Raw genomic sequence first — 18,193 nt, 5'->3', positions numbered from 1 at the left:
CGGAGGCGCCCCCAGGGGCGCGGGGAACTGTGCGCCCAGCCACGACGAGCCCGCGGCCGAGATGCGACGGAGGCGCCCCCAGGGGCGCGGGGAACTGCGCGATCAACCACGACGAGCCCGCGGCCGAGGCGCGACCGGAACCGGGTGGCCCGACCGCGGCCGGAACCGGGCGAGGGGACCCGGGCGGCCGACGGCCGTCGCGTCCCCCCGCCCCGAAGGACCCCGCGCCTACAACCCGTAGCGCCCCCGCGCTTCCTTCACCGCCGTCGCCTTGACCTCACCCCGCCGCGCCAGCTGAGCCAGCGCCGCCACGACGACCGACTCGGCGTCGACGCCGAAGTGGCGGCGGGCCGCCTCGCGGGTGTCCGACAGACCGAAGCCGTCGGCGCCCAGCGAGGACCAGTCCTGCTCGACCCACTGCGCGATCTGGTCCGGGACCTGGCGCATGTAGTCGGAGACCGCCAGCACCGGGCCCTCGGCACTCTGAAGCGCCTGCCGGACGTAGGGCACCCGCTCCTCGCCGCGCAGCAGGGCCGCGTCCGCCTCCAGGGCGTCCCGGCGCAGCTCGGTCCACGAGGTCGCGGACCACACGTCGGCGGCCACGCCCCACTCCTCGGCGAGCAGCTTCTGCGCCTTGAGCACCCAGTGGATCGCCGTACCGGAGCCGAGCAGCTGGATCCGCGGGGCGTCGGCCACCGCGGAGACCCCGGCAGACTCCGCCGTGTTGAAGCGGTACAGCCCCTTGACGATGCCCTCGTCGATGCCGAGGCCGGACGGCTTGGCCGGCTGCGGCATCGGCTCGTTGTAGACGGTCAGGTAGTAGAAGACGTTCGGGTCCTCGCCCGGGGCCGCCTCGCCGTACATCCGGCGCAGGCCGTCCTTGACGATCGTCGCGATCTCGTAGGCGAACGCCGGATCGTACGTCAGCGCCGCCGGGTTGGTCGCCGCGATCACGGGGGAGTGGCCGTCGGCGTGCTGGAGGCCCTCACCGGTCAGGGTGGTGCGGCCGGCCGTCGCGCCGACGAGGAAGCCGCGGCCGAGCTGGTCGCCGAGCTGCCACATCTGGTCGGCCGTGCGCTGCCAGCCGAACATCGAGTAGAAGATGTAGAACGGGATCATCGCTTCGCCGTGCGTGGAGTACGCGGTGGACGCGGCGATGAAGTCCGCCATCGAACCGGCCTCGGTGATCCCCTCGTTGAGGATCTGGCCGTTCGTGGCCTCCTTGTAGTACATCAGCTGGTCGCGGTCGACCGGCTCGTACGTCTGGCCCTTGGGCGAGTAGATGCCGAGCGAGGGGAACAGCGACTCCATGCCGAAGGTGCGCGCCTCGTCGGGGACGATCGGCACCCAGCGCTTGCCGGTCTCCTTGTCGCGGACCAGGTCCTTGACCAGGCGGACGAAGGCCATCGTGGTCGCCACGTTCTGCGATCCCGAGCCCTTGTCGAAGGAGGCGAACGTCTTGTCGGCGGGCGCCGGGAGCGGCGCGAGGGCGTGCGTACGGCGGGCGGGAGCCGGGCCGCCGAGGGCCGCGCGGCGCTCCTGGAGGTAGCGCACCTCGGGGGAGTCGGCGCCCGGGTGGCCGTAGGGCACCACGCCGTCGACGAAGTCGCTGTCCCTGATCGGCAGCTCCAGCAGGTCGCGCATCGCCTTGAACTCGTCCACCGAGAGCTTCTTCATCTGGTGGTTGGCGTTCTTCGACGCGAAGCCCTCGCCGAGGGTGTGGCCCTTGACCGTCTGGGCCAGGATGACCGTCGGCGCCCCCTTGTGCTCGACGGCCGCCTTGTAGGCCGTGTACACCTTGCGGGCCTCGTGGCCACCGCGCGAGAGGTGGAAGCACTCCAGGATCTTGTCGTCGCTCAGCAGCTTCGCCATCTCGGCGAGCGCCGGGTCGGCGCCGAAGAAGTCCTGGCGGATGTAGGCGGCGTCCCGGGTCTGATACGTCTGCACCTGGGCGTCGGGCACCTCGCGCAGCCGGCGGACGAGCGCGCCGGTGGTGTCGAGCTGGAACAGCTCGTCCCACGCCGAACCCCACAGCGTCTTGATGACGTTCCAGCCGGCGCCGCGGAACTGGGCCTCCAGCTCCTGCACGATCTTGAAGTTCGCGCGGACCGGGCCGTCGAGGCGCTGGAGGTTGCAGTTGATGACGAAGGTGAGGTTGTCGAGCTCCTCGCGGGCGGCGAGCGCGAGGGCCGCCGTCGACTCGGGCTCGTCCATCTCACCGTCACCGAGGAACGCCCACACGTGGGACGCGGAGACGTCCTTGATGCCGCGGTGCGTCAGATAGCGGTTGAAGCGCGCCTGGTAGATCGCGGAGAGCGGGCCGAGGCCCATCGACACCGTCGGGAACTCCCACAGCCAGGGCAGGCGCCGCGGGTGCGGGTACGACGGGAGGCCGTTGCCGCCCGCCTCCTGGCGGAAGTTGTCGAGGTGCTCCTCGCCGAGCCGGCCGTCGAGGAAGGCGCGGGCGTAGATGCCGGGGGAGGCGTGGCCCTGGATGTAGAGCTGGTCGCCGGAGCCGGGGGAGTCCTGGGACTCCTTGCCCCGGAAGAAGTGGTTGAAGCCCGTCTCGTAGAGCCAGGCCGCGGAGGCGAAGGTGGCGATGTGGCCGCCGACGCCGTGTTTCGCGCCCCGGGTCACCATCGCGGCCGCGTTCCAGCGGTTCCAGGCGGTGATCCGGGCCTCCATCGCCTCGTCACCCGGGGTGGCGGGCTCGGCGGCGGTGGGGATGGTGTTGACGTAGTCCGTCTCGAGCAGCTTGGGCAGCGCGATGCCGTTGCCCTCGGCACGCTCCAGCGTGCGCCGCATCAGGTACGCGGCACGGTGCGGCCCGGCCGCCTGGGCGACCGCGTCCAGCGAGGCCTGCCATTCGGCGGTCTCCTCCGGGTCCCGGTCGGGGAGCTGGTCGAGAGCGCTCGGCTGGATGGCGTGGGGGTCGGTCATGTCGCCGCCTTCCTCAGTCGAAGGGGGTTCCCTCATCGGTAAGGGTTCAGGGTCGCCCTTGGTCTTTGGCAGGACAGGGCTTGGGCCTCGGTGGTGTGACACCTCGTGGCTCGCGCCGCGTGGCCCGTCGGCGACTGTAACTCCCTGATCGATGATCGATCAAAGGGTTGAAGGGCAAAACCTCTCGATTACGAGAAAGTAGGCACGGGGTGCCTCCGCCGAAGACACGCAGTGTCGCTCCCGAAGCGGGATTTCGCAGGTGGGAGCACGTCTGAGCGCACCTACGCTCCGGTGACGGGTCAGGCGCGCGGCGCGCATCCCAGCACATGCGCCTTCACGATGTCCGCGATCCGCGGGTCCCGGCGCCGGAACGCGGCCATCAGCTCCTCGTGCTCCTCCGCGTACGACTGCTGCACCGTCCCCAGCCAGCGGATCGACAGAGCGGTGAACACCTCGATGCCCAGGCCCTCCCAGGTGTGCAGCAGCACCGAGTTGTCCGCCGCGCGGACCAGTTCCCGGTGGAAACCCACCGTGTGGCGAACCTGGGCGGTGCCGTCCGACGCGCGGTCCGCCTCGTACAGGGCGGCCACGTGCGGCTCCAGGGCCGAGCAGTCCTGAGCCAGCCGTCCGGCCGCCAACTCCGCCGCGATGGCCTCCAGACCGGCCCGGACCGGGTAGCTCTCCTCCAGGTCGGCCGCCGTCAGGTTCCGCACCCGCGCACCCTTGTTCGGCGCCGACTCGATCAGCCGCAGCGACTCCAGCTCGCGCAGCGCCTCGCGCACCGGTGTCTGGCTGACCTCCAGCTCGGTCGCGATCCGCCGCTCCACGATCCGCTCGCCCGGCTGCCAGCGCCCGCTGACGATCCCCTCCACGATGTGCTCGCGGATCTGTTCGCGCAGCGAGTGGACGACGGGCGCGGTCATGAGGGCTCCTTAAGGAGGGGCCGCCCCTCGGCCCCGGGGGCGTTCGACGTTTAGACAATAAGGCCGTGGGCGCTTCGGGGAAGGGCGCACGGGGGCGCTTTCGCGCAGGTGAGACGAGACTTACACGTTCCGGGACGGGGCTCCGCCGGCCCCCGGGGAAAGCGCGGTGCCCCCGCCCGGAGAACTCCGGACGGGGGCACCGTACAAGCGGGAACGTCTGCTTACAGGCCGAGCTCGACCTCGAACTCGCCCGCCTCCAGGATCGCCTTGACCGCGGTCAGGTAACGGGCCGCGTCGGCGCCGTCCACCAGGCGGTGGTCGTAGGACAGCGTCAGGTACGTCATGTCGCGGACGCCGATGACCGTGCCCTCCTCCGTCTCGATGACGGCCGGACGCTTGACCGTGGCACCGATGCCGAGGATCGCGACCTGGTTCGGCGGCACGATGATCGTGTCGAAGAGCGCGCCGCGCGAACCGGTGTTGGAGATGGTGAAGGTCGCGCCGGACAGCTCGTCCGGAGTGATCTTGTTGGCGCGGACCTTGCCCGCGAGCTCCGCCGTGGCCTTGGCGATACCGGCGATGTTGAGGTCACCGGCGTGCTTGATGACCGGGGTCATCAGGCCCTTCTCGGAGTCCACCGCGATACCGACGCTCTCGGTGTCGAAGTAGGTGATCGTGCCCTCGGCCTCGTTGATCCTGGCGTTGATGACCGGGTGGGCCTTCAGCGCCTGGGCCGCCGCCTTCACGAAGAACGGCATCGGGGAGAGCTTGACGCCCTCGCGCGCGGCGAAGGAGTCCTTGGCCTGGTTGCGCAGGCGCATCAGGCGGGTCACGTCGACCTCGACGACCGAGGACAGCTGGGCCTGCTCGCGCAGCGCCTTGACCATGTTGTCGCCGATGACCTTGCGGATGCGCGGCATCTTGACGGTCTGGCCGCGCAGCGGGGAGGCCTCCAGCTTCGGGGCCTTCTTCGCGGCGGCGGCCGGGGCGGCGGCCGGAGCCGGCGCGGCGGCGGCCTTCGCGGCCTCGGCGGCGGCGATGACGTCCTGCTTGCGGATCCGGCCGCCGACACCGGTGCCCTTGACGCCGGCCAGGTCGACGCCGTTCTCGGCGGCGAGCTTGCGCACCAGCGGGGTCACGTAGGCGCCGTCGTCACCGGAGGGCGCGGACGGAGCCGCAGCAGGGGCGGCCGCCGGGGCGGGCGCGGGCGCCGGAGCGGCCGGGGCCGGCTCGGGAGCCGGGGTGGTCTGCTGCTGCGGGGCGGGAGCCGAGGGCGCCTGCGGGGCGGGCGCCGGAGCGGCCGGAGCCGCGGGGGCGGCCGGCGCGGGGGCCGGAGCCGGAGCGGGCGCCGGGGCCTCGGCGGCCGGAGCCGGAGCCTCGGGAGCCGGGGCAGCGGCCGGAGCCGCACCCGGAGCGCCGATGACGGCCAGCTTGGCGCCGACCTCGGCGGTCTCGTCCTCGCCGACCACGATCTCCAGCAGCACACCAGAGGTGGGCGCCGGGATCTCGGTGTCGACCTTGTCGGTCGAGACCTCCAGCAGCGGCTCGTCGGCCTCGACGGAGTCGCCGACCTCCTTCAGCCAGCGGGTGACGGTGCCCTCGGTGACGGACTCGCCGAGCGCGGGCAGGACGACGTCCGTACCCTCGGCGCTGCCGCCGCCGGAGGCGGCCTCGGCGGTGGGAGCGGGAGCCGGGGCGGCCTGCTCGGTGGACGGCTGCGCCGCCGGTGCCGGCTCGGGCGCCGGCGGGGCGACCTCCTCGGCGGCCGGGGCCTGCTCGGCGGCCGGAGCCGGCTCAGCGGCGGGCGCGCCCGTGCCGTCGTCGATGACGGCCAGCTCGGCGCCGACCTCGACGGTCTCGTCCTCGGCGACCTTGATGGACGCCAGGACACCGGCGGCGGGCGAGGGGATCTCGGTGTCGACCTTGTCGGTGGAGACCTCGAGCAGCGGCTCGTCGGCCTCGACGCGCTCACCCTCGGCCTTCAGCCAGCGGGTGACGGTGCCCTCGGTGACGCTCTCGCCGAGCGCCGGAAGGGTTACGGAAACCGCCATGGTTTCGGTTGCTCCTTACGAATTGCGGAAGTCTGTGTCGTCGCGTTCGTCGACCGAGGGTCAGTCGTGCGAGTGGAGGGGCTTGCCGGCCAGCGCCAGGTGGGCCTCGCCGAGCGCCTCGCTCTGCGTCGGGTGGGCGTGGATGAGCTGGGCGACCTCGGCGGGGAGCGCCTCCCAGTTGTAGATCAGCTGGGCTTCGCCGACCTGCTCGCCCATGCGGTCGCCGACCATGTGGACGCCGACCACGGCACCGTCCTTCACCTGGACGAGCTTGATCTCGCCCGCGGTGTTGAGGATCTTGCTCCTGCCGTTGCCCGCGAGGTTGTACTTCAGAGCGACGACCTTGTCCGCGCCGTAGATCTCCTTGGCCTTGGCCTCGGTGATACCGACGGAGGCGACCTCCGGGTGGCAGTACGTCACCCGCGGGACACCGTCGTAGTCGATCGGGACGGTCTTGAGACCGGCCAGACGCTCCGCCACCAGGATGCCCTCGGCGAAGCCGACGTGCGCGAGCTGGAGCGTGGGGACCAGGTCGCCGACGGCGGAGACGGTCGGAACGTTGGTGCGCATGTACTCGTCGACCAGGACGTAGCCGCGGTCCATGGCGACGCCCTGCTCCTCGTAACCCAGCCCCTGGGAGACGGGGCCGCGGCCGACGGCCACCAGCAGGAGCTCGGCCTCGAACTCCTTGCCGTCGGCGAGGGTGACCTTGACGCCGTCCTGGGTGTACTCGGCCTTCGAGAAGAAGGTGCCCAGGTTGAACTTGATGCCGCGCTTGCGGAACGCGCGCTCAAGAAGCTTGGAGGAGTTCTCGTCCTCGAGGGGGGCCAGGTGCTTGAGGCCCTCGATGATCGTGATGTCGGTGCCGAAGGACTTCCAGGCGGAGGCGAACTCGACGCCGATGACCCCGCCGCCGAGGACGATCGCCGACTTCGGCACACGGTCCAGGACGAGGGCGTGGTCGGAGGAGATGATCCGGTTGCCGTCGATCTCCAGGCCCGGCAGCGACTTCGGCACGGAGCCGGTCGCGAGCAGCACGTGGCGGCCCTGGACGCGCTGGCCGTTGACGTCGACGGAGGTGGGGGAGGACAGCCGGCCCTCACCCTCGATGTAGGTCACCTTGCGGGAGGCGACAAGCCCCTGCAGACCCTTGTACAGGCCGGCGATGACACCGTCCTTGTACTTGTGGACCCCGGCGATGTCGATGCCCTCGAAGGTGGTCTTCACACCGAACTGCTCGCTCTCGCGGGCCTGGTCGGCGATCTCGCCCGCGTGGAGCAGGGCCTTGGTGGGGATGCACCCCCGGTGCAGGCAGGTACCGCCGACCTTGTCCTTCTCGATCAGGGCGACGTCCAGGCCCAGCTGCGCCCCGCGCAGGGCCGCGGCGTACCCACCGCTGCCACCGCCGAGGATCACTAGGTCGAAAACGGTGCTGGCGTCGTTCGCCACGTCACGTCCTCCATGCATGTGCGCCACGCCGGTCTGCGGTGACCGGTCGGCGGCTGGTGTCCGGCCGCTCGTTCTTCGGCCCTTCGGGTGGGGCCCTGTCCTGCCGAGCCCCATCTTCGCACTTGTCGTGCCAGGAAGAGACGCCGGGCCGGTGTGTGAGACATCGCACCTTCCCCCGTGGGCGGCGCCCGCGACGCCCAGGGGCGCGGGGAGCCGCGCGACCAGCCCCCCACGCCCCCGCGGCCACCCGGACAACCGGACGGACCGGGCTCCCCGGCGGACGTCAGCCCAGGTCGCCCGCGGCCGTCAGCTCGGCCAGCCGCACCAGCGTGCGCACGGCCGTACCCGTACCGCCCTTCGGCGTGTACCCGAACGGCCCGCCCTCGTTGAACGCCGGCCCGGCGATGTCGAGGTGCGCCCAGGTGATCCCCTCGCCCACGAACTCGCGCAGGAACAGCCCGGCGACCAGCCCGCCGCCCATCCGCTCGCCCATGTTCGCGATGTCGGCCGTGGACGAGTCCATGCCCTTGCGCAGGTGCTCCGGCAGCGGCATCGGCCAGGCCGGCTCGCCCACCTCCTCGGCGGCCTCGTGCACCGCGGAGCGGAACGCCTCGTCGTTCGCCATGATCCCGAACGTCCGGTTGCCCAGCGCCAGCATCATCGCGCCGGTCAGCGTCGCCACGTCCACGATCGCGTCCGGGTTCTCCTCGGAGGCGGCCCACAGCGCGTCGGCCAGCACCAGCCGACCCTCGGCGTCGGTGTTGAGGACCTCCACCGTCTTGCCGCTGTACATGCGCAGCACGTCACCGGGCCGCGTCGCGGAGCCCGAGGGCATGTTCTCGGCCAGCGCCAGCCAGCCGGTGATGTTGACCTCCAGTCCGAGGCGCGCGGCGGCGACCACGGCGGCGAACACCGCCGCCGCCCCGCTCATGTCGCACTTCATCGTCTCGTTGTGACCGGCCGGCTTCAGCGAGATGCCGCCCGAGTCGTACGTGATCCCCTTGCCGACGAAGGCGAGGTGCTTGTCCGCCTTGGCGGAGGTGTACGACAGCTTCACCAGCCGCGGCCCCGCCGCGGACCCGGCGCCGACTCCGAGGATGCCGCCGTAGCCGCCCTTGACCAGGGCCTTCTCGTCGAGCACCTGCACCTTGACGCCGTGCTCCTTGGCCGCGGCCTGGGCGATCGCGGCGAACGCCTCGGGGTCGAGGTCGTTCGGCGGCATGTTGATCAGGTCGCGGGCGCGGTTGAGCTCCTCGGCCACGGCGGTGGCCCGCTCGATCGCCGCCTTGTACACGCGGTCGCGGGGCTTGCCGCCGAGCAGCGCGGCCTCGGCCAGCGGAGCCTTGCTGTTCCGCGCCCGGGCGCCCTTGCCGCCCGCGCCGCCGTCCTTGTACGTGTCGAAGGAGTACGCGCCGAGCAGCACGCCCTCGGCGACCGCGCCGGCGTCGGCGGCGTCCGTGAGCGGCAGGGCGAACGCGGCCTTCTTCGCGCCGGTGAGGGCACGGGCCGCCACACCGGCGGCCCGGCGCAGCGCCTCGGCGTCGAAGCCGGCGTCCTCGTCGGGCTGGGTGCCCAGGCCCACCGCCACCACGAGCGGCGCCTTGAAGCCGGCCGGAGCGGGCAGCTTCGTCACCTCGCCCTCGGCGCCGACGGCGCCGAGGGTCTCCAGGACGCCGGCGAGTGAGCCGTCGTACGCCTTGTCCACGGCCTCGGCGCCCGGTGCCACGACCGGGCCTTCGGCGCCCTTGGCCACACCGATCACGATCGCGTCGGCCCGCAGGCCGGCCGCCGCGGCGGTGCTGAGAGTGAGAGCAGTCACGGTGGTGAAATCTCGCTTCCGTTGAAGTGTGCTGGGGCCGAATGGGGGTGGGTCGACCGGGCCCGACGATCGACCCTAGGTCCCTCCTGCGGCACGGTCTTCACCTGGTCGGGTAAATCCGCGCCCCGAGCCTACGCTCGGGGCCGCCGTCGATCATTCCCGCGGGTGCCCACCCGTCGGCGTGCCCGGCCGGCGAGGGAGGGGCGAACGTTGCCTGCCACGGCACTAGTTCCCGAGCGTCAGCAGGACGAGCGCGGTGGTCGCCGCCGTCTCCGCGAGGCCCCCGAACACGTCCCCGGTCACCCCGCCGAACCGTCGCGTGCAGTGCCGCAGCAGGAGTTCGGCCGCACCGACGGCGGCGGCGACGGCGAGCACCGTGCGGACGACGTCGTACGTGCCCAGGAGCGCTCCCGCGCCCGCGGCCACCGCGAGGACGACGGCGGCGGTGACCGCCGCGCCCCGCACCGGGACCACGCCCGCCACCGCCGCGCCGAGCCCCTCCGGCAGGGCGGCCGGCACCCCGGTGCGGGCGGCCAGGGTGAGGGCGAGACGGGCGGCGGTCGCGGCGACGGCGGCGGCCACGGCGCCTCGCGTCCAGGAGGCGCCGTAGAGCTGCGCCAGCGCGGCCACCTGGGCGAACAGCACGAGGACGAGGGTGATCACCCCGAACGGTCCGATGTCCGACTGCTTCATGATCCGCAGCGCGTCCGCGGCGGGCCGGCCGCTGCCGAGACCGTCCGCGGTGTCCGCGAGCCCGTCCAGATGCAGGCCCCGGGTGAGCACGGCGGGCACGGCGGCGGAGGCGACGGCGGCGAGCAGCGGGCCCGCGCCCAGGAACAGCAGGAGCACCCCGAGGACGGCCGCGCACGCGCCGACCGCCAGTCCGGCCGCCGGAGCGCAGAGCATGCCCGCACGGGCGGCCTCGCGGTCCCAGCGGGTCACCTGGACCGGGAGCGCGGTGAGGGTGCCGAAGGCGAAGCGCAGGCCGTCCGGCCAGGAGGCGGGCGAGGGCGGCGAGGGAGGTGGGGGAGCCGAGGGGGTCGTGGACACCGGCGCAGGTTACCCGTCGGCCCGGCGGGCGCCCATGACGAGCGGGGCGCCCAGGATCCCAGGACGTCCGGGAGGACCAGAAGGGTCAACATGGATAAAGTGATCAAATGGGACATTGGTTGCAGCGGAACATCGTCGAGCCGGGCAAGCTGCCGCTGCTGCTCGCCCTCACCTCGTTCGTGCTCACGTTCCTCATCACCCGGGTCGTGACCCGCATGATCCGGGCGGGCAAGGGCCCGTTCGGCAACGTCAGCGCCGGGGGAGTGCACATCCACCACGTGGTCCCCGGTGTCGCCCTCACGGTCCTCGGCGGCTTCGGCGCGGTCGCCAGCAGCCGGCACGGCTTCGGCTCGGGCGCGTTCGCGGTCGTCTTCGGCATCGGCGCCGGCCTGGTCCTGGACGAGTTCGCGCTGATCCTGCACCTCGACGACGTCTACTGGACCGAGGCCGGCCGCAAGAGCGTCGAGGCCGTGGTGCTCACGGCGGCCCTGGTCGGCCTGCTCCTCGCGGGCTTCTCCCCGTTCGGCGTCAACGACATGTCCGACGACGAGCTCCAGGACCGCGGCAGTGTCATCTCCACGGTGGCGGTCAACTTCCTCTTCGCCCTGCTCGTCCTCAGCAAGGGCAAGGCCCGGATGGCGGTCTTCAGCGTGGTCGTCCCCCTGGTGGGCCTGATCGGCGTCGTCCGCCTGGCCCGCCCGGGCTCCTTCTGGGCCAAGCGCTTCTACCGCCGCCGCCCGAGGGCCCGCGCCCGTGCCACCCTGCGCGCCTTCCACCACGACCGCCGCTGGGCGGCCCCCCGCCGCAAATTCCAGGACCTGATCGGCGGCAAGCCCGACCCGGTGTCCACCCGCGCGCTCGACCATCGGTAGAGGGGGACGGGCACCAGCCACGCCGCCGCGGTCGAGTGCCGCCGCGCCGGAACGAGGGCATGATCTGCCGCGCGGCGGTGACGGGAGCGTCCGGCCGCTGCGGTGAGGAGGCGCCCGGCCTCGATGGTGACGGGAGCGTCCGGCCGCTGCGGTGGCGAGGCGCCCGGTCGACCGCTACTCCGCCGCCTTGCCCACCTGCTCCGAGTCCACCGCTCGCTCCGCGTCCCCGGTCTTCGTGCCGCCCTCGACCTTGTCGGAAGCCTCTGAAGCCTGCGAAGCCTCCGAAGTCTCGGATACCTCAGGCTGCTCGGAGCCCTCGGAGCCCTCGGAGCCCTCGGAGCCCTCGGAGTCCTCGGGCGTCTCGAACGCCTGCGGCTTCTCGGGGAGCTCGGCGGCCAGTGCCGCCGCGGCCTGTACGAGCGGCAGCGCCAGCAGCGCCCCCACCCCCTCCCCGACCGTCACCCCGTGGTCCAGCAGCGGCTCCAGCGCCATCCGGTCCAGCGCCTTGCCCTGCCCCGGCTCCCCGCTCTTCTGTCCGGCCAGCCACCAGTCCGGCGCCCGGAACGCGATCCGCTGCCCCACCAGCGCGCACGCGGCCACCACGACCCCGTCCAGGATCACCGGCAGCTTCCGTACCGCGCTCTGCAACAGGAAACCCGTGATCGCGGCGAGGTCGGCGCCGCCCACCGTGGCCAGCAACCGCATCTGGTCGCCGAGCACGGGCCGGGCCCGCCTGAGCGCGTCCCGGATCGCCGCGCACTTGCGCATCCACGCCAGGTCGTCGATCGCCTGCCCGCCGCGCCCCGTCACCACGGACGCGTCGGTCCCGCACAGCGCGGCGATCAGCACCCCCGCCGCCGTGGTCCCGCCCACGCTCACATCGCCGAGCACCACCAGATCCGTACCGGAGTCGGCCTCCTGGTCGGCCACCGCGGCCCCGGCCCGGAAGGCGGCCTCCGCCTCCTCCGGGGTCAGCGCGTCCTCGATGTCGATACGCCCGCTGCCCCGCCGTACCCGGTGCCGCGTGACCTCGGCCGGAAGGGACTCCGGCGCGCAGTCCAGCGCCATGTCGACGACCCGTACCGGCACCCCGAGCCGCCGGGCGAGCACCGACACCGGACGGCCGCCGTCCAGCACCTCCCGGACCAGCTTCCCGGCGGTGCCCGCGGGGTGCGCGGAGACGCCCAGTTCGGCGATCCCGTGGTCCCCGGCGAACAGCACGACCCGCGGCTGCCTGATCGGCCGCACCGGCACGGCGGCCTGTGCCGCGGCCAGCCACTCACCCAGGTCGTCGAGGCGGCCCAGGGCTCCGGGCGGCACGACCTGACGCTCCCGGCGCGCCTCGGCGTCGCGGCGCACTCCTCCGTCGGGGCGCTCGATCAGATCGGTGAAGTCGTCGAGATTAAGCGAGCTCATTCGCCGAACAGTACCGGCCCCGATCGAACAGGACGGCGCCATGTCGCCACGACGACGGGGCGACGTCGTTGCACTGCAGATCGCCATCCCATACGTTCCGCTTTGCCGCGAATTGTCGTACGTCTCCGGGAGCCGCCCCATGCCAGCACCCTCCGCACGGCGTCTTCGCTCCACCGCCCGGGCGATGCTGCCGTTCCCGGAGCCGGAGAGCTGGCTGGACGTGGGCACGGGCGACGCCCGCTTCCCGGCGACGGCGAAGGAGGTCTTCCCCTACACGTCCTTCGACGGCCTGGACGCCACCCGCCGGGTCGAACGGGCCCGCCGGGCCGAGCGCGTCGAGGAGGCGTACGTGGGCCTCCTGACGGACCCTCGGATCACGACCCGGCTGCGCGCCCGCTACGACGTGGTCAGCCTTCTCCACCACCTGCCGCACACCGCGGACCCGCGCGAGGAACTGCACGCCGCCGTGGCCGTGCTGCGTCCCGGCGGTCACCTCCTGCTCGAAGCCCCCGACCCGCAGTGCGCGTTCGCCGCCCTCCTCGGCAGGCGGTGGCTGCCCCGGGCCACCGGTCTGCGGCTGCTGCCGCTGGACGACCTCCGCACGGAACTGGAGTCCCGGGGCTGCGTGATCGTCCGGACCGACCGCCGGGCCGCGCACATCCCCGAGGACCTGTCGGCGGCCCTGTCCCTGGCCCTGCCCAGGCCCCTGCCGCACTGGCTGGCCGCAACGCTCCTGGCCGCGGCCAGGATCCTGGACCACGCCCTGGCCCCCCTGCTCAGCCTCACCCGCTTCTCGAACACCTACCGCCTCATCGCCCGCCGGGAGACACCGGCCGCGTGACGCCCGCGCGGACTGTCGCAGGGCACCGGCGGGGTGAGCCGCTGTCAGCCCCGCAGCACCAGCGCCTGTCCCGCCACGACCAGCAGCACCTGCTCGCACTCGTGGGCGAACGCCGCGTTCAGGCGGCCGAGTTCGTCCCGGTAGCGCCGGCCTGACGCGGTGGCCGGGACGATGCCCGACCCGACCTCGTTCGACACGGCGACCACCGTCCGCCGCGTGGCCCGCACCGCCTCCGTCAGCTCCCGCACCCGCGCCCGCAGCGCCCGCTCCCCGCCGTCCGCCCACTCCGCGTCGTCCCACGCCCCGACGGCGTCCATCGCGTCCGTCAGCCACAGCGACAGACAGTCGATCAGCAGCGGCGGCCCGTCGTCCTTCAGCAGCGGCACCAGGTCGCACGTCTCGGTCGTACGCCACGACCCCGGCCGCCGCTCCCGGTGCGCGGTGACCCGGGCCGTCCACTCGCCGTCCTCGGTCCGGGACCCCCCGGTCGCCACGTAGAGCACACCGGGGAACGCCTCCAGCCGCCGCTCGGCCTCCACCGACTTCCCGGACCGGGCGCCGCCCAGCACCAGCGTCCGCCGCGGCACGTCCGGGACGTCCTCGTACACGCCGACCACGAGGGTCGTCCCGTCCGGCACCGCCCGCGCGCCCACCGCGGCCAGCCGCCGCCGCACCTCGGGCCCCGGCGGCACGTCGTGGTCGAGGTGGACGGCGATCACGTCCGTGGTCGGCCCGACCGCCCCCACCGCCCGCAGCCGCGCCAGGGCGTCCGGCCGCCCCAGCACATCGGCGAGCACCATGTCGTACGTCTCCGTGGAGCCCTCCTCCAGTCCGGCGGGCGCGCCCCCGGGCGGCAGGTACAGCAGCCGCTGCCCGCCCGGTCCGGTCACCGCGTACCCGGTGCCGGGCGCGTCCATCGCCACCGCCCGCACCCGGTGCCCCGTCAGCAGCGCCAACTCCCGCCCGTCCGGCACCCGTCCGGGCTGCGGCACCCCCGCCGGCACCTCGACCGCCGGCCCGTCGTGCGGGTGGGACAGGAGCACCTGCCGCACCCCGCCCAGCGAATGCCCCGTCCGCGCCGCCGCGAACGCCAGCCCGGGGGTGAGGTCGAGCAGCAGGGTCCCGTCCACCAGGACCGCGGCGGCGGCCCGCGCGTCCACCCCCTGCGCGGCCGCGCAGGCGGCACAGGGACAGTCGGGGCGGGGCAGGCCCGCGGGGGCACCGGTACCGAGCAGAGTCACGTCCACAGAACCGATTTTCCCCGGTCACGGCCGGTCGTGCGCGACCGAGGTGTCCCGAAGGGGCGCCGGACCGTCCTCGAACCGCTCCGCCGCCGGGCGCGACCGGCGCGCAACACCCGCACGGCGCCCGTCACCCGCGGTCCTTTACCGGCTCGCCCGGTGGAGCGAATAGGCTGCCGTCAGGAGCCGGACCAAGATCCGGCTTCCGCTGTGCAATGTGCTCACATCAGGGAGGCGTACATGGCGGCATGGACGTGGCGGTTCGAGAAGGCCGACGGGGCGGAGGTCCAGCCCGCGGTGCAGCCGGAGGAGTTCACCACGCAGGGGGACGCCGAGTCCTGGCTCGGGGAGCACTGGAAGGACCTGCTGGCCGGCGGCGCGGAACAGGTACGGCTGTTCGAGGACTCCACGGAGATCTACGGGCCGATGAGCCTGCGCGCGGCCGAGGAGGCGTAGCGGGGCCGGGGGCGGCCGTTCACCGGCCGTCCCTGCCTCCACCGCTCACCCGGCGCCCCGTCCCCCGGCCCGTCGGCGGCCGTCGCCGGCTTCCGGAGCGCGGTGAGCGCCATCAGATGATGCCGGGTCGCCGGACCGAGCGCGCCGGCCTCGCGCACCTCCGTCCAGCGACCCCTCGTGACGGCCCGTCCGGCCGGTTCGGCGGGAGGGCGCCCGCGTCACGCGCCGTATCGCCGCGGCCGTACGCCCGCAGGGGAGTCAGCCCCGCACCCCGCACAGGTGCAGCAGTGCCGCCACCCCGCGGTACGGATCCGTCCGCCCGGCCCGTTCCTCGACCGCGAGCAGCGCCTCCACGTCGGCCGGGAGCTGTTCCCCGTCCGCCGCCGTGTCGGTGAAGACCCGTACGCCGTACCAGGTCTGAAGGGGTGCGCCGATCCCCGCGAGTGTGGCGGTCAGCGTGCTCAGCCGGTCGGCCCGGACGTCGAGGCCGAGACGGTTGCGGTAGGCGGTGGTGTCGAAGGCGGTCAGGGCCGCGGCCCAGTCCCCGGCCAGTCCCGGCCGCATCGCCAGCGCGTCGCCGTTGCGCACGAGCAGCGACAACAGCCCGCCCTGGGCGAGCATCCGGGCCAGCCCCGCCAGCAGCGGATCGGGCTCCTCGACGTACATCAGCACGCCGTGGCACAGCACCACGTCGAAGCTGCCCGGCATGAAGTGGACACCGGTGTCCCGGCCGTCGCCCTCGATGATCCGCATCCGCTCCCGGATGCCCTCGGGTTCCCCGGACAGGGCCTCCCGGGCCGCGGCGATCATGGTCGCGTCCTGTTCCAGGCCGGTCACCTGATGCCCGGCCCGGGCCAGCCGCAGCGCCTGCGTGCCCTGGCCCATCCCCACGTCGAGCACGCGCAGCCGCTGCCCGACCGGGAACCGGCCGACTATCTGCTCGTCGAGCTGCCGGGCCACCAGCTCCTGGCGTACGACGTCACGCAGTCCGCCCAGCTTGCTCAGCCAGGCCTGCGCGCCCCCGGTGAACGGTGTTGCGCTCAGGGCCGCTCTCCGCGCTTGACCTGCGGCTTCGGCAGCCGGAGCCGGCGCATCTGGAGGGAGCGCATCAGGGCGTAGGCGACCGCGCCCTTGCGGTTGTCGTCCGGGAAGCGCTCGGCGAGCTGCTTCTTCAGCCGGAAGCCGGTGGCGACCGAGTCGAGCACGATCAGCACGATCACGACCAGCCACAGCAGCAGCGCGATGCTCTGGAGCGCGCCCACCCGCACCATGCTCAGCACGAGGATGACCACGGCCATCGGCAGGAAGAACTCGGCGACGTTGAACCGCGAGTCGACGAAGGCGCGGGCGAACTTGCGGACCGGGCCCTTGTCCCGCACGGGCAGGTACCGCTCGTCGCCGGTGGCCAGCGCCTGGCGCTGCTTCTCCAGCTGGGCGCGGCGCTCCTCACGCTGACGCTTGGCGGCCTCCTTGCGCGACATCGAAGTGGTGGCCACGCTGCGGCGCTGGGACTGGGCCGCACTGCGTTTGGGCGTGGGCCTGCCCTTCTTGGCCTGCGGGTCACGGGTCTGCTTGGAGTCGGTCAGCGGCGCCTTGACGGCGGCCGGGGCCTTCTCTTCCTTGGCACGGCTACGGAACACAAAACCCAAGGGTACGGGGTGCGGGGGCATGGACCCCAGTCCGGTGGGGAACGATCCGGCAACACCAGTCGTATCTACGGGGGACAGACGAGGACGTCGGTGACCCGGTGCTCACCCTGAAGGTCACCTACTCCTCACGCCGGAGCAGGACCGTGTCCAGTCGTCCTTGGGGATGAGCGCATCCGTCCCGGAACAGTGCGGTAATGGATGCAGGGCCCGTACTGTGGGTTCTGTCGCAGGAGCTGGAGCTGGAGTCCGTCAGAAGGGGGCGCGCGAAGCCCATGAGCGGTGTCATGAAGCGTATGGGGATGATCTTCCGCGCGAAGGCGAACAAGGCCCTTGACCGGGCCGAGGACCCGCGCGAAACCCTCGATTACTCGTACCAGAAGCAGCTGGAACTGCTGCAGAAGGTGCGCCGGGGAGTGGCCGACGTCGCCACGTCCCGCAAGCGCCTGGAACTCCAGCTGAACCAGCTGCAGTCGCAGTCGTCCAAGCTGGAGGACCAGGGCCGCAAGGCGCTGGCGCTGGGCCGCGAGGACCTCGCCCGTGAGGCGCTGTCCCGCCGCGCCGCGCTCCAGCAGCAGGTGACCGACCTGGAGACGCAGCACTCCACGCTCCAGGGCGAGGAGGAGAAGCTCACCCTGGCGGCCCAGCGGCTCCAGGCCAAGGTCGACGCCTTCCGCACGAAGAAGGAGACGATCAAGGCCACCTACACAGCGGCGCAGGCGCAGACCCGGATCGGCGAGGCCTTCTCCGGCATCTCCGAGGAGATGGGCGACGTCGGCCTGGCGATACAGCGCGCCGAGGACAAGACGGCCCAGCTCCAGGCCCGGGCCGGAGCGATCGACGAACTGCTGGCCTCCGGTGCCCTGGACGACCAGTCCGGCATGCACAAGGACGACATCCAGGCCGAGCTGGACCGGCTCTCCGGTGGTACGGATGTGGAGCTCGAGTTGCAGCGCATGAAGGCGGAGCTGGCCGGCGGCACGTCCGGGCAGCAGGCCATCGAAGGTGGCACGAGCCAGCAGCAGTCCCCGCAGCAGCCGCAGGACACCCCGCGCTTCGACAAGCAGTGACACGCGGGGACAAGCAGCAGGAACAAGCAGCGGGGCCCACGCCTGAGGAGGGCGACATGATCGTACGGATCATGGGGGAGGGGCAGGTGAGGCTGGCCGACGGCCACCTCGCCGAGCTGAACGGACTGGACGACGAGCTCCTGGCCGAGATGGAGAACGGCGACGGCCCCGGCTTCCGCCGCACCCTCACGGCACTGCTGTCCAAGGTCCGCGAACTGGGCGAACCCCTGCCCGACGACTCCCTGGAACCCTCGGAACTCATCCTTCCGTCCCCGGACGCCACCCTGGAGGAGGTCCGGGACATGCTCAGCGACGACGGACTGATCCCGGGTTGACGGCCCGGCGCCGGTACGGAACACCGGCCACCGCACACCGAGACGTACCGGTAGTCCCCGTTCCGCCCCCGTCAGGGCCCCCGT

15 protein-coding genes are annotated in these 18,193 nt (G+C 72.8%); 5 read left to right on the top strand and 10 right to left on the bottom strand.

Going from position 1 to position 18,193, the window contains the following annotated elements; genetic code table 11:
• Positions 1–228: 228 nt before the first annotated feature.
• The 6 genes from aceE to QQS16_RS13700 all read right to left on the bottom strand — a co-directional run bounded on the left by aceE (position 229) and on the right by QQS16_RS13700 (position 10,232).
• Positions 229–2,940 carry a pyruvate dehydrogenase (acetyl-transferring), homodimeric type gene (aceE, locus tag QQS16_RS13725; RefSeq protein ID WP_286061937.1) on the bottom strand — a complete coding sequence of 904 codons (2,712 nt, stop codon included), beginning with the start codon at positions 2,938–2,940 and terminating at the stop codon, positions 229–231.
• A gap of 299 nt (positions 2,941–3,239) precedes the next feature.
• Positions 3,240–3,863, bottom strand: a complete 624-nt coding sequence (locus QQS16_RS13720; protein ID WP_286061936.1) for a GntR family transcriptional regulator — start codon at positions 3,861–3,863, stop codon at positions 3,240–3,242.
• Between the two features lie 221 nt (positions 3,864–4,084).
• Positions 4,085–5,914, bottom strand: a complete 1,830-nt coding sequence (sucB, locus tag QQS16_RS13715; protein WP_286061935.1) for a 2-oxoglutarate dehydrogenase, E2 component, dihydrolipoamide succinyltransferase — start codon at positions 5,912–5,914, stop codon at positions 4,085–4,087.
• Between the two features lie 60 nt (positions 5,915–5,974).
• Entirely contained in the window at positions 5,975–7,363 is a 1,389-nt protein-coding gene (lpdA, locus tag QQS16_RS13710; protein ID WP_286061934.1) for a dihydrolipoyl dehydrogenase, read from the bottom strand.
• A gap of 283 nt (positions 7,364–7,646) precedes the next feature.
• Positions 7,647–9,182, bottom strand: coding sequence for a leucyl aminopeptidase (locus QQS16_RS13705; RefSeq protein ID WP_286061933.1), 1,536 nt, complete (start codon positions 9,180–9,182; stop codon positions 7,647–7,649).
• Positions 9,183–9,407: 225 nt separating this feature from the next.
• Complete coding sequence (locus QQS16_RS13700; RefSeq protein ID WP_286061932.1) at positions 9,408–10,232, bottom strand: adenosylcobinamide-GDP ribazoletransferase; 825 nt, start codon at positions 10,230–10,232, stop codon at positions 9,408–9,410.
• A 107-nt stretch (positions 10,233–10,339) separates the two neighbouring features.
• Between QQS16_RS13700 and QQS16_RS13695 the strand changes: the two genes are divergently transcribed.
• Complete coding sequence (locus tag QQS16_RS13695; RefSeq protein ID WP_286061931.1) at positions 10,340–11,104, top strand: hypothetical protein; 765 nt, start codon at positions 10,340–10,342, stop codon at positions 11,102–11,104.
• 174 nt (positions 11,105–11,278) lie between these two features.
• Here the strand turns inward: QQS16_RS13695 and cobT are convergent, their stop codons facing one another.
• Positions 11,279–12,520 (bottom strand): nicotinate-nucleotide--dimethylbenzimidazole phosphoribosyltransferase, encoded by a 1,242-nt coding sequence (gene cobT, locus QQS16_RS13690; RefSeq protein ID WP_286061930.1) that lies wholly within the window; start codon positions 12,518–12,520, stop codon positions 11,279–11,281.
• A 139-nt stretch (positions 12,521–12,659) separates the two neighbouring features.
• Here cobT and QQS16_RS13685 point away from each other — a divergent pair, with 139 nt between their 5' ends.
• Positions 12,660–13,361, top strand: coding sequence for a methyltransferase domain-containing protein (locus QQS16_RS13685; protein ID WP_353479669.1), 702 nt, complete (start codon positions 12,660–12,662; stop codon positions 13,359–13,361).
• A 44-nt stretch (positions 13,362–13,405) separates the two neighbouring features.
• On the opposite strand, the gene QQS16_RS13680 is transcribed toward QQS16_RS13685, so the two are convergent.
• A complete protein-coding gene (locus QQS16_RS13680; protein ID WP_286061928.1) occupies positions 13,406–14,608 on the bottom strand; it encodes a bifunctional adenosylcobinamide kinase/adenosylcobinamide-phosphate guanylyltransferase in 1,203 nt (400 codons plus the stop codon).
• Positions 14,609–14,842: 234 nt separating this feature from the next.
• On the opposite strand from QQS16_RS13680, the gene QQS16_RS13675 reads away from it, so the two are divergent.
• Positions 14,843–15,058, top strand: a complete 216-nt coding sequence (locus QQS16_RS13675) for a hypothetical protein (RefSeq protein ID WP_286061927.1) — start codon at positions 14,843–14,845, stop codon at positions 15,056–15,058.
• Positions 15,059–15,316: 258 nt separating this feature from the next.
• Here QQS16_RS13675 and QQS16_RS13670 read toward each other — a convergent pair whose 3' ends face one another.
• Together QQS16_RS13670 and QQS16_RS13665 are read right to left on the bottom strand one after the other, a co-directional pair.
• A complete protein-coding gene (locus QQS16_RS13670) occupies positions 15,317–16,018 on the bottom strand; it encodes a methyltransferase domain-containing protein (protein ID WP_286061926.1) in 702 nt (233 codons plus the stop codon).
• Positions 16,019–16,098: 80 nt separating this feature from the next.
• Positions 16,099–16,728, bottom strand: coding sequence for a DUF3043 domain-containing protein (locus tag QQS16_RS13665; protein WP_286061925.1), 630 nt, complete (start codon positions 16,726–16,728; stop codon positions 16,099–16,101).
• A gap of 251 nt (positions 16,729–16,979) precedes the next feature.
• Between QQS16_RS13665 and QQS16_RS13660 the strand changes: the two genes are divergently transcribed.
• Both QQS16_RS13660 and pspAA read left to right on the top strand, forming a co-directional pair.
• Positions 16,980–17,774, top strand: a complete 795-nt coding sequence (locus QQS16_RS13660; RefSeq protein ID WP_286061924.1) for a PspA/IM30 family protein — start codon at positions 16,980–16,982, stop codon at positions 17,772–17,774.
• 56 nt (positions 17,775–17,830) lie between these two features.
• On the top strand, positions 17,831–18,109 hold the full coding sequence (gene pspAA / locus QQS16_RS13655; RefSeq protein WP_286061923.1) for a PspA-associated protein PspAA: 279 nt from the start codon (positions 17,831–17,833) through the stop codon (positions 18,107–18,109).
• The last annotated feature ends 84 nt before the right edge of the window (positions 18,110–18,193 follow it).

This window comes from Streptomyces sp. ALI-76-A (assembly GCF_030287445.1).
Taxonomy (GTDB): Bacteria; Actinomycetota; Actinomycetes; order Streptomycetales; family Streptomycetaceae; genus Streptomyces.
Note: the sequence above shows the minus strand (reverse complement) of the source record. Positions and strands in the feature narration are given on the sequence as shown.